9 protein-coding genes, 1 tRNA gene and 2 pseudogenes are annotated in these 11454 nt (G+C 51.0%); all 12 read right to left on the minus strand.

The features are described 5' to 3' along the window. Positions 1-118: 118 nt before the first annotated feature. Positions 119-204: transfer RNA gene (locus FD32_RS07990), tRNA-Leu, on the minus strand. A 57-nt stretch (positions 205-261) separates the two neighbouring features. After that, positions 262-501, minus strand: coding sequence for a cation:proton antiporter regulatory subunit (locus FD32_RS10305; RefSeq protein ID WP_235803787.1), 240 nt, complete (start codon positions 499-501; stop codon positions 262-264). Then, the gene (locus tag FD32_RS10310; protein WP_235803788.1) at positions 461-925 is read right to left on the minus strand and encodes a potassium channel family protein; all 465 of its coding nucleotides are present in this window, start codon (positions 923-925) and stop codon (positions 461-463) included. The genes FD32_RS10305 and FD32_RS10310 overlap by 41 nt, the downstream gene beginning before the upstream one ends. Positions 926-938: 13 nt before the next feature. After that, on the minus strand, positions 939-2279 hold the full coding sequence (locus FD32_RS08000; RefSeq protein ID WP_082126010.1) for a TrkH family potassium uptake protein: 1341 nt from the start codon (positions 2277-2279) through the stop codon (positions 939-941). A 22-nt stretch (positions 2280-2301) separates the two neighbouring features. Continuing rightward, entirely contained in the window at positions 2302-2760 is a 459-nt protein-coding gene (locus FD32_RS08005; RefSeq protein ID WP_047766936.1) for a SprT family protein, read from the minus strand. After that, positions 2753-4930: a Tex family protein gene (locus tag FD32_RS08010; RefSeq protein ID WP_047766934.1), complete on the minus strand. Its 2178-nt coding sequence runs from the start codon at positions 4928-4930 to the stop codon at positions 2753-2755. Before FD32_RS08010 ends, FD32_RS08005 begins: the two co-directional genes overlap by 8 nt. 18 nt (positions 4931-4948) lie before the next feature. Further along, positions 4949-5776, minus strand: coding sequence for an ammonia-dependent NAD(+) synthetase (nadE, locus tag FD32_RS08015; RefSeq protein WP_047766932.1), 828 nt, complete (start codon positions 5774-5776; stop codon positions 4949-4951). 5 nt (positions 5777-5781) lie between these two features. Next, complete coding sequence (locus tag FD32_RS08020) at positions 5782-7254, minus strand: nicotinate phosphoribosyltransferase (protein WP_047766930.1); 1473 nt, start codon at positions 7252-7254, stop codon at positions 5782-5784. A 96-nt stretch (positions 7255-7350) separates the two neighbouring features. Beyond that, positions 7351-8052 (minus strand): GntR family transcriptional regulator, encoded by a 702-nt coding sequence (locus FD32_RS08025; protein ID WP_047766928.1) that lies wholly within the window; start codon positions 8050-8052, stop codon positions 7351-7353. A 149-nt stretch (positions 8053-8201) separates the two neighbouring features. Continuing rightward, positions 8202-8915, minus strand: coding sequence for an aspartate/glutamate racemase family protein (locus FD32_RS08030; RefSeq protein WP_047766926.1), 714 nt, complete (start codon positions 8913-8915; stop codon positions 8202-8204). A 26-nt stretch (positions 8916-8941) separates the two neighbouring features. Beyond that, positions 8942-10591 (minus strand): annotated as a pseudogene (locus tag FD32_RS10460) (aspartate-alanine antiporter-like transporter). Between the two features lie 236 nt (positions 10592-10827). After that, positions 10828-11454: pseudogene (locus FD32_RS10325) on the minus strand (RNA-guided endonuclease TnpB family protein); the annotation flags it as partial.

An 11454-nucleotide genomic window follows, 5' to 3' on the forward strand; every position in this document is an offset into this window, starting at 1 on the left:
AAAACTGATGTCGCGCATGACGCTTTTTCAATACGTGTTGTTATTCGGTGCTTACACTTTAGTTAATTAAACGTAAAAAAACACCCAACCGGTAAAACCAGTTGGGTGTTTTTAGTAGTGCGGCCAAGAGGACTTGAACCTCCACGGTCATAAATGACCATAAGATCCTTAATCTTACGCGTCTGCCAATTCCGCCATGGCCGCATCAACAAATAGTATTATAGCAAGCAGACAATTCATTGGCAAGTACTTTTTTTATTTTTAGCGAAATAATTTGAGGATTGTCTGGGCATCCCCACTGACAACCAGGGTCATCCCCTTTTCGAGAAGCTGCTCGGGATCAACATGGGTCGACACCCGACCATCTGGGTGCTTACTGCCAATGATGTTCAGGTCGTACTTCTTCCGGGCATCAATCTCCACCAGTGACTTACCGACCCACGATGTCGGGACCTCAATCTCAAAGATGGCATTTTCCTGGTCTAAACGGGTGTAGTCCAAAATATGGGGTGAGCTGTACCGGTAGGCTAGCCATTGGGCATCCTGACGTTCCGGGTAAATGCTTTCGTCTGCCCCGTTGCGTAACAGGAACTGCTCGTGAATCGGCCGAGCTAGCCCGGGCAATGACCTTCTTGGCGCCCAGCTGTTTAAGCTGCCAGGTCGTCTTCAGTGAGGCCTCAAAGTCCCCGCCAATCGTTACGACACACAGGTCGAAGTTTTCCACCCCGCAACTTTTTAAGAAGTCAGCGTTCGTGGTGTTGCCAATCAGACCCCGGGTGAGGACATCGGTGGCAGCAATCACCCGGTCCTCCTTGATATCGATCCCCATCACGTCAATGCCGAGTTCATTAAACTTTTTAGCAACGTGAAAGCCGAACCGTCCTAAGCCAATCACCAGTGCAGAGTCAATGTTATCCTTTGCCATCGTTAATTTCCTCCTAACCAACGTTTACGGTTTCCTCTGGGTAGCGGGCCTGGAACTTTGTCGGGTGGCTGCCCACCGCAAAGACGACTGTCAAACTGCCGACCCGCCCGATGAACATCAATAGTATCAGAAGTAGGCGTGAACTCAAATGCAGTAAGGGAGTCACCCCCAGGGTCAGACCGACCGTATCCAGCGCCGAAGCACATTCGAACAGGCTGGTTAACAGCGCAAGGTGCTCCACACCGCTCATCACCATTGCCGCCACGATTAACAGACTTAGGTACAGGGTAAAAATGGCCGCGGCCCGAAAAATGGTCCGGGGAGCAATTCGCCGGCCAAACGCCGTTACCTCCCGCCGACGAAAGATCACCGCTAGGCAGGCACAGAACAGGACCCCCGCCGTCGTCATCTTAATTCCCCCCGCCGTCGAACCAGTTCCTCCACCGATAAACATCAGCAGGATGGTCATAAACTGACCGTTATCAGACAGTTGCGTTAAAGGAACCGTGTTAAAGCCGGCGGTCCGGGGACTCACCGTCTGGAAAAAGGACGCCAAAAGCCGTTTCTTCATCGGGAAATTTTGAAACTCGCAGCAAAAGAAGTAGGCCATCGGTACTAACAAAAGGATGACCGTTGCCACCAGGACAATCTTGCTCTGCAGACGATAGCGACGAATGTGCCAGCCATGCTTTCGCACATCAATCCAGGTAATAAAGCCAATTCCCCCAATCAAAATCAGGAGGCCGATCACAAGATTCATCGCAACATTTGTTGAGTATGCCATCAGTGACTGGTAAGGTTGCTTGGTACTGAGGAGGTCGAAGCCCGCATTACAGAAAGCCGAGACAGCATGAAAGATGGCTTCACCACTGCCGCCTTCCCAGCCAAAACGGGGGACGAACACCGGCAGCAAAAGGAGGGCCCCAATGAGTTCAATTCCAATGGTGGTCACAATGATAAAGCGGGTCGACCGAATGACACCACCAATCTTAGACGCAGACAGCGACTCCTGCATAATTGTTCGCTCACGCAGACTAATCCGCTGCCGCCGTAGCGCCCGGACGCCAACGACAACGGTTACCACGCCCAGGCCGCCAACTTGAATTAGGACTAAAATAACGGCCTGACCAAAGAGCGACCAGTAAGTTGCTGTGTTGTGGACGACCAGCCCCGTCACACAGGCAGCAGAGGTCGCCGTAAACAGGGCGTCGGCAAATGGGGCTCCCTGACCATTCCTCGTTGCGACCGGTAGCATCAGTAAAATGGTGCCCAGAAGGATCAAGCCACCAAAAGCAACCGCAATGATTAGGAAGGGGCTCGTCCCCCGGACCGCTGTTTTTCTTAAAAAATGCATCTTGTAACTGCCCCCAATTCAATCAGGAAACATCCTTTATTAGTTTGAAGTGGTGCCCACACCGCCGGCAAACGTACCGGTGGGTATTGAAATGCCGCTGGCGGGCGATAACAACGCCACAGCCCTGGCACTGGTAAAACAGGTGCCGTTTGGGCGGCCGGGCCTTACTTGTCACCGGAGCGTACCGTGAGCCACCGACCTGGGCCAACAGGGTCCGGAAGTCCTTGCTCCGGTGGTGGTAGTCACGCCCGGTTTGGTGGAGGTGGTAGTGACACAGCTCGTGGAGGACAACCCGCTTCAGGTTACTGATATCAAACTCGGTGTACATCAAGGGATTGATATCAATATGACCATCATTTAAGTGGTAGCGCCCACCGGTGGTCCGCAAGCGGGGATTGAAAAAGATCCGGTGGGTAAAGGGACGGTTAAAATACTGCAGCGACCACTTTTCAGTTAGCCGCTGCAGTTCTTGGTTATTCATTATCGTCTCCTGCCGGATTCAGCATGGTCAGCTGGATACGTTGCCGCTTTAAGTCGACACTGTCGATCCAAACATCCACAATGTCACCAACCGAAACCACCGACCGGGGATCCTTGGTAAACTTCTTCGTCATCTTCGAGATGTTGACCAGGCCATCGTGCTTAACACCAATATCCACAAAGGCCCCAAAGTCAACAACGTTGCGGACCGTCCCCTGTAATTGCATCCCCGGCTTCAAGTCCTCAATCGTCATCACATCATGGCGCAGTAATGGTGCCGGCATGGAATCCCGGAGGTCCCGTCCCGGCTTTTGTAGGGAGTCAACGATATCACTAACCGTGGCGGCTCCTGCCTTCTCAGTCGTAAAGTCTGCGATGTTCAGCTTCTCAAGCCGCTTCGTCGCCGCTGGCGTTCCAAGGTCGGCAACCGCCACGTCTGCTGCCTTCATCATCTTAGCAGCAACTGGGTAGCTTTCCGGGTGGACGTCGGTATTATCCAGGGGATTTTCACCATTAACGATTCTAAGGAAGCCGACTGACTGCTGGAATGCCTTCGGACCCAAGCGCGGAACATCCTTAAGCTGCTTCCGGTTAGTGTAGCGACCGTGGTCGTCACGGTACTTGACGATGTTTTTAGCAATCGTCTTGTTTAAACCAGAAATCTGACTGAGCAGCTGGTAACTGGCCGTGTTGAGGTTGACCCCAACCCGGTTCACCGCCCGTTCAACGACGGCATCCAGCTCGCTGGACAGTTCTTTCTTAGGCAAATCGTGCTGGTACTGGCCGACCCCAATTGACTGGGGATCGATCTTTACCAGTTCAGCCAATGGGTCCTGGAGACGGCGGCCAATGCTGATGGCACTCCGCTGTTCAACATGGAGGTCAGGAAATTCGTCCCGGGCCTCTTGACTAGCCGAATAGACTGACGCCCCCGCCTCATTGACGATGACGTAGTAAATTGGGCGGTCAATTTTCTTCAGTGCCTTAGCGACAAACTGCTCGGACTCCCGGCTAGCGGTCCCATTCCCGATTGCCACCATCTCAACGTGGTATTTTTCAAGCAGGTCAATGAACTCGCCTTCCGCAGCGGCCCGCTGCTTTTCTGGAGCGGGCTTGTGGGGGTAGATAACCGCCTTCGTGAGAAATTTCCCATTTTCATCAAGGACGGCCAGCTTACAACCAGTCCGGTAAGCCGGGTCAAAACCGAGAACAACCTTCCCCTTGATTGGTGCCTGCATCAACAGGTGGTACAGGTTCTCGCCAAACACGCGAATCGCCTGCTTATCAGCGTCTTCGGTCAGTTGGTGACGGATCTCCCGCTCAATGGCCGGGCCCAAGAAGCGCTTGTAGGCATCCTCAGCCGCCGCCTTGATAAAGGCCGTCGCCGCGTTCTCTGCCCTGGTCCGGATCAGCCGGAAGGACAGGTAGTTTAGGACAACCGCCTCGTCAACGGCAACCTTAACACTCAAAACGCCCTCCTTTTCACCCCGGTTGATTGCTAGGACCTGGTAGGAGCTCAGATCCTTCACGGCACTGGAAAAGTCATAGTACTGCTGGTAGGTCTTTAGTTCGTCCTTTTCCTTACCGTTGCGTTTCAGGCCGGTGACTAACTCACCATGGTTGCTCGTGTAGTTCCGCAACCACGCCCGAACCGTTACCATTTCACTAATTGCTTCTGCAAGAATTTCATGGGCCCCATCAAGAGCAGCCTGTGCATCGACAACGTTGTCATTAACGTACTTGGCCGCTTCCGTTGCCAAGTCACCATCCGGATAAGTGAGTAGCCAGTTGGCCAGCGGTGCCAGACCGTTGGCTTTAGCCTTCTGGGCCTTGGTCTGCCGCTTCTGCTTATAAGGAAGGTACAGGTCCTCCACCATTTGGAGTTCGGTTGCGGCCCTGATCTGCTTTTCAAGGGCCGGCGTTAACTTCCCCTGTTCCTTGATCTTGTTAATGACCGTTTCCTGCCGTTCGTGCAGGTTAGTCACGTGCCGGTATTCGTCACGAATTGACTGCAGTTGGACTTCATCTAGCGTCCCGGTCATCTCTTTCCGGTAACGGGCAATGAAGGGGATGGTGTTCCCCTCATCCATTAGTTTTAACGCCGCTTCAATTTGATGACGCTTTAAGTCCGGTAACTGCTTATTGACAAGCTGAATTGTTTGTTGATCCATACATCCTCCACATCAAAACTACTTCCACCAAGTATCCAAAGGGGTAATTGGCTGGTGACGCTTGTGTTGCGTCTTAAGGTACCAGTTTTCAATCTTTTCTGCCGTTTCATCGGCAACCTGGTGCCCTTCAAGATAATTATCAATGTCCTGGTAGCGAACCCCAAGGGCCTCTTCATCCGGCCGCATGGGTTGGTCGTCTTCTAGGTCAGCAGTTGGCACCTTCTCGTACAGCGATGCAGGCGCACCCAGGTACTTTAAAAGGGCCTTGCCCTGCCGCTTATCGAGGCCTGACAATGGGGTGATATCGGCACCACCATCACCAAACTTGGTGTAAAAACCGGTAACGGCCTCGGCCGCATGATCAGTACCGACAACTACTCCGCCATGGGCACCCGCAATCCCGTACTGGACAATCATCCGTTCACGGGCCTTGATATTCCCCTTGTTGAAGTCCGAAATTGTTGCGCCGGCTGCTTCCAATGAGGAAACCATGGCGTCCGTTGCGGGTTTAATGTTTACCCGCAGCGTTTGGTCCGGCTTAATGAAGTCGTTGATTGCCGCCATTGCATCGGACTCATCCGCTTGTTCGCCATAGGGCAGGCGGACCGCGATAAACTGGTAACCATCGTCATTGGTTTCCTGCCGGCGCTTCTCAACTGCCAGCTGGGCCAGGCGCCCTGCTAAGCTCGAGTCCTGACCACCGGAAATCCCCAGGACCAGGGTCTTCATCCCCGTCTTTTGGAGGTAGTCGTGGATAAACTTAACCCGCTTGTGGACCTCTTCTTTAGGATCAACCTCCGGGCTAACCTTGAGTTCTTTAATGATTTTTTCTTGTAGTTTACGCATTCTAATTACCCCTTATCACTGAGTTCCTTGACGTAACGGTTAACCTTATGAATCAACTTCATCTTATTATCATAGCAACGTTGAGAAAGGTCAACCGGGTAAACTTCGGGATTGAGGTCCCGCTTGTACTCATCCCAGAGGGCCGCCAGACTAGCAATCCGGTGGTCGCGGATCTCATCCAGCGTTGGTTCATCGTAGACAAACTGACCATCCCTCCAGATGTCCTTCAGAATTGGCCGGGCGGTGAAATCACTGACGTCCTTTTGCTGGAGTGGGAAGCGGTGGTTAAACATGTTGATCGTGCTTAACTTACGTGGGTCCTCATCGGCCAGGGTGATGTAGTCCCCCTCACTCTTCCCGTCAATCCGGTCGTTAATCCGCCATACCTGCTTTTTGCCAGGAGTCGACATCTTCGCAACGTTATTTGAAATCTTGATGGTATCGACCATCTTACCGTGTTCATCTTCAAAGGCCACAAGCTTGTACACTGCTCCTAAGGTCGGTTGGTCATAGGCCGTAATCAGCTTGGTACCAATCCCCCAAACGTCGATCTTAGCGCCCTGCATCTTCAAGTTCTGGATAGTCTTCTCATCCAGGCCGTTAGAGGCAAAAATCTTGGCATCCGAGAAGCCGGCTTCATCTAACATTGCCCGCACCCGCTTGGAGAGGTAGGCCATGTCGCCACTGTCGATCCGAACCCCCAAGAAGTTGATCTTGTCACCGAACTCCTTAGCCACCTTAATTGCGTTCGGCACCCCACTCTTCAGGGTGTCAAAGGTGTCAACCAGGAACACACAGTCATGGTGGGTCTCCGCGTATGCCTTAAAGGCGTCATAGTCACTCATGTATGCCTGAACCAGGGCGTGGGCGTGGGTCCCGGAAATTGGAATTCCGAAGAGCTTGCCGGCCCGGACATTACTGGTGGCATTGAAGCCCCCAATGTAGGCGGCCCGGGTTCCCCAAATGGATGCGTCCAGCTCTTGGGCACGCCGGGTCCCAAATTCCATGACGCTTTGGTCACCAACAATGGAGCGGATCCGCGATGCCTTGGTAGCCACCATGATTTGGTAGTTCAGGATGTTTAAGATTGCCGTTTCAATCAATTGGGCCTCAATCATCGGTGCGTCAACCTGGATGACTGGTTCGTGGTTGAAGACAAAGTCCCCTTCCTCAAAGCTCCGAATGGTCCCGGTAAATTTAAAATTACGAAGATATTCCAAAAAGTCATTATCAAATTGATCAGTTGACTTTAAATATTCAATATCACTATCGGTAAACTTAAGGTTCTTGATGTAGCGAATAATGTGGTCCAGTCCCACGTAAACGGCGTAACCATTATCGAATGGCATTTTCCGGAAGAAAGCCTCAAAGACCGCACGGCGGTTGCCCATCCCCTCTTTCCAGTACGTTTGCATCATACTGAGTTCGTAGGCGTCGGTATGAAGAGCCAGGCTATCATCAGGATAATTAAACTTCATTGTTTCGTATATTCCCTTCGGTTAAATCTAATAGTATCAATAATCCAGCAATAATTTATGCTATTAATATAACAACAATCAAATCCAGAATAAAGGCTATTTTTCAAGGACAAATTCAAAGCGGGAGCCAACGTATTGCGTATGGACGTACTCGAACGGCCGCCCGTCCTGTAAATATGATAATTGTGTCATTCGTAGTAACGGGTCCCCCCGCTTAACTTGGAGATAAGTGGCAATCCGTTCAGTCGCCTTGGTTGCTGAGATGTGCTGGGTGGCGTGGCCTGGGTAAAGATGGGCCTTTTGTTCTAGCGTGCGATAAAAGGAAGTCGTAATTTCTTCCCGGCTGAACTTCTCCACCAGCTTTGCCGGAACGGTGGCAATCTCATAACAGATGGGGATATTGTTGCCGGAGCGAATCCGTTCCATCCGTAGGACCTGTTCGCCCGCAGATAACTGTAACTTCTCAATTTCTGTCTGCGAGGGAACCGTCAGGTGGTAGGAGATAGTTTTACTCGACGGCGTTTTCCCCGCTGCCAGCATTAAGTCGGTGAAACTCGTTACCCCGGCCATTTTCTCCTGGACTTTACGGTTGGCAACAAAGGTTCCCGAACCCACCCGGCGTTCAAGGATTCCCTCATCGACTAATGCCTGGATTGCCTGCCGTAAGGTCATCCGGCTGACGTTGAAGTGGCTGGCCAATTCACGTTCTGCGGGAATCTTTTGGCCAACGTGCCACTTACCATTCTCAATATTCTCTCGTAACTGATTATGAATTTGGATATAGACCGGTGAACCCATAATACATTCCTCCTTATGCCAAAGGTACTTCTCTTTACACATATTCTCTTATTTTACCACGTTTCTTGCAGTCTAGACCATTTAAGGGCTTGGCGAAAATAAAAAGTCCAAGGCGACACAATCAATCGCTTTGGACTAGTTTTAATAACTTACTTCCGCCCTTCCAGCTTCATCCCTAGTTCAAGGGAACGGTCAACGATTGTCGACTGGGAATCCACCACGGCGAACTCCTTTTCGGGGTTCATTTCTTGAGCGTACGACAGTTCCGTACAACCGAGGATCACCACATCAGCACCCTCTTCTTCGACCATCTTCCGGACCAGTTCGTGGAATTTCTGCCCGTTAGAATGACCAGCTTCCTTAATATCATGGTAAATCAGGTCCTCGGTCATATCCAAGATCTCCAGGGTCGGCTTGATTTCCTCGTAACCGGCACCGGTAATGTATTGGTCATACAGGCCCGCTTCTACGGTCCCCCGGGTAGCCAGTAAGCCAACCTTCTTGGCACCGGGCTTAACGTGCTTGATCTCCTTGACCGTCTCATCCAGCATGTTCAGGATGGGAATGTCAGTTGCCGCCTGCAGCTTGTCAAAAGCGTAGTGGGCGGTGTTACAAATCAGCACGAAGAAGGCTGGCTTAAGCAGACTCTGCTGCTTAATGTCTTCAATTAAGTCTAAGTTGTAGTCTGGTTTCTGGTGGTCCAAAATCCAGGCAGTCCGGTCAGGAACACTGGCATGGTTAACCACGATGTAATCCAAGTAGTCCTGGTCGCGGTGGATTGGGGTCCGCTGGTCTAGCAGCCGCACATAGCTTTCCGTGGCCAGGGTTCCCATGCCACCTAACACCGTAAAGAATTTTTTCATTTTTAATTACGCCTTTCTTCCTCTCTCTAGGCCAATAAGGCCACAAAGATCGGTCCTAATAAAGTAATCCCAATGTTTCCAACAACAAACGCCGGTGTAAAGGCAGCCGCAAAGTAGGCGCCACCTTCCAGGCCCGCCTTTTGAACGACCTCACTCATCGAGGCGGCACTGGTTCCCGAACCGGCAAGGCTCCCAATCAACGCGAGGGGCTCCATTCGTAAAACGTAACGGCCAAACAGGAGGGTCAAGAGGTGGGGGGCAATTGTAATAATTGCACCCACAACCAAAACACCCCAACCGAGTGACTGGATCGCTGAAGTGAACGCCTGGGCAGATTGCAGGCCCACCGTACCAACGAAGATTGTCAGGCCAACGCTCTGGGCAAAGGTCGTCACGGTCTCGGGGATGGACTTGTAGTCACGATGGCGGTTAATCCAGGAACTCAAAACCAGTCCCATGATCAAGGCCGCTGTCCCATTCCCAAGTTGCAGCGGGATACCATTTAATTTTAATCCAAGAATTCCTAAAAGGGAAGCACCACCAATTCCCAGTGAAAACAGGGTGTAGTTGATGGCGTCCTCATCAGTGTGCCAGCGTCCCATCTTATGAAGAATGTTGGCCGTCCGGGAGGTGTTACCAGTTAACGAAATTACGTTCCCCGGACGAAGCTGGTTAACCAGCTGTTCATTTCCCGTGATGGGGTCCTGAATGTTGATAAAGACCCCATGCTGGCGAAGGATTGCCAGTTGCACTGGTTTGAAGCCCTTCCCTAAGACAAACTTCCGCTCTTTCGGGGCGTTGGTTGGCGTCAGAACTTCCTTGATCCCCTTAATTCCGTGCAGGCGGTCAAAGTGAACCGCGTAACCGATGATGGTCACCAGGTCCCCCGCCTGGATTTTATATTACAGGTGGTCAGTCATCCGGTGGTCACGAAAAACCGCCAGGGCGATCAAGTGGTAGTTAGACCAGTCATTTAGCTGGGCGATTGTCTTCCCCACGAATGGTGAGTCAACAGAAACCAGGTAGGTCCGCCGCCAGGTTGGGTTAGGGTTCTTAGCATGGAAGTGGTACTTCCTGGCCATCAATGGTCCCTGTTCTTCGATCTTGATTCCCATCATCTTGGGGGCAATGTCGCGCAGCAGGATGATGACACCCAAGGTTCCAAAAACGTAGGTCAACGCGTAGGCAACCGGCAGTTGGGCCTCATACGTTGCCCGCACCGCCTTGCTTACCGGGAGGGCCCCAATCGTCTGTAAGGAACTGGCCACCGTTGCGGACTGGGTCAGGGAGCCAGAAATGATTCCGGCAGCAATCCCCGGACCGATGTGGAAGGCAATAAACAGCCCCCACGAAACCAGAAAGGCAATCAGCATCCAGAAAAGGCTGGCAATAATAATGCGAACACCAAAAATCTTAAGGCTCACCAGTAGCTGGGGCCCAATGCGGTAACCAACTGAGAACATGAAGGCACCAAAGAAAATGGTACCCAGCATTTCGTTACGGGGAAACGCCCCTACCTGGCCAACAATCAGGGTAACGACCAGGGTCGCCACGGTGGCACCAACGTTAAAGCGGCCAGCAATCTTGTAGTTACCAATTGCAAAACCGAGGGCCACGCACACAAATAGGGTAAAGGTTTGATTATTCACCATGAAGTGAATGATTGTATCTATCATCTGTATCCCTTGATTTTCTCCTTATTAAATATTTGATCAGCAACATTATTACATTGCTTATGGGCCAATTCAACAGCTGGTCATTACTTGTTATCGAATATTAATATAGGTCAACGAGTGAACTACTCGGCCATTAATGACCGAGCTTCTGGGAACACGGAGTAGTATTTAGGATGTTATGCCTGTATTCAGGATACCTAACTTACAGAACTCCACTCTTTTACCATGGCTAGTCCCTAGCCAATAGCTTTTAATCCTTGATGCAAGATATTAACTGCCGCATTAATATCGCGGTCGTGATGGGCACCACAGTTTTGGCAAGTCCATTCACGAATTTGTAACGGCTTTGGTCCGCTATGGTAACCACAGTGGCTACAAATTTGGCTGGTATAGTTCGGTTTAACAGTTACTAATTTCTTACCATACCAGGCACATTTATATGCCAACATGGTCCGGAACTGATACCAACTGGCATTCGCAATCGCTTTAGCTAGGCAATGATTTTTCTGAAGGTTTTTGGCTTTCAAATCTTCAATGACGATTACGTCGTACTGCTTAACCAAGGTCGTTGTTAGTTTATGCAAATAGTCTTTGCGCTGGTTCGCTACCTTGACTTGGTAACAGGCCTTTTGTTGTTGGGCTCGTTGCCAGTTTTGGTAATCACTTAGTTCTTTCTTAATGGTCTTGTGGTTATGGTTCCATTGGCAGACGACAACCGTCGCCTGATGTTTCCGCTTGGCATACTTACTTTGCCACTTAGTTGCTTGCTTTTCCGCCCATTTAGCATTAAAGGTTTCGTACTTAATCCCATCAGAACTAATGGCTAGATTAGCGATGCCAACATCAATTCCGACTGCTTTTCC

Source organism: Limosilactobacillus panis DSM 6035 (assembly GCF_001435935.1).
GTDB classification, from domain to species: Bacteria; Bacillota; Bacilli; order Lactobacillales; family Lactobacillaceae; genus Limosilactobacillus; species Limosilactobacillus panis.

What these genes read in the sequence shown, in the direction of transcription:
- FD32_RS10310 (WP_235803788.1), bottom strand. Translation starts at nt 925, where the DNA reads ATGGCAAAGGATAACATTGACTCTGCACTGGTGATTGGCTTAGGACGG.
- FD32_RS08000 (WP_082126010.1), bottom strand. Translation starts at nt 2,279, where the DNA reads ATGCATTTTTTAAGAAAAACAGCGGTCCGGGGGACGAGCCCCTTCCTA.
- FD32_RS08005 (WP_047766936.1), bottom strand. Translation starts at nt 2,760, where the DNA reads ATGAATAACCAAGAACTGCAGCGGCTAACTGAAAAGTGGTCGCTGCAG.
- FD32_RS08010 (WP_047766934.1), bottom strand. Translation starts at nt 4,930, where the DNA reads ATGGATCAACAAACAATTCAGCTTGTCAATAAGCAGTTACCGGACTTA.
- nadE (WP_047766932.1), bottom strand. Translation starts at nt 5,776, where the DNA reads ATGCGTAAACTACAAGAAAAAATCATTAAAGAACTCAAGGTTAGCCCG.
- FD32_RS08020 (WP_047766930.1), bottom strand. Translation starts at nt 7,254, where the DNA reads ATGAAGTTTAATTATCCTGATGATAGCCTGGCTCTTCATACCGACGCC.
- FD32_RS08025 (WP_047766928.1), bottom strand. Translation starts at nt 8,052, where the DNA reads ATGGGTTCACCGGTCTATATCCAAATTCATAATCAGTTACGAGAGAAT.
- FD32_RS08030 (WP_047766926.1), bottom strand. Translation starts at nt 8,915, where the DNA reads ATGAAAAAATTCTTTACGGTGTTAGGTGGCATGGGAACCCTGGCCACG.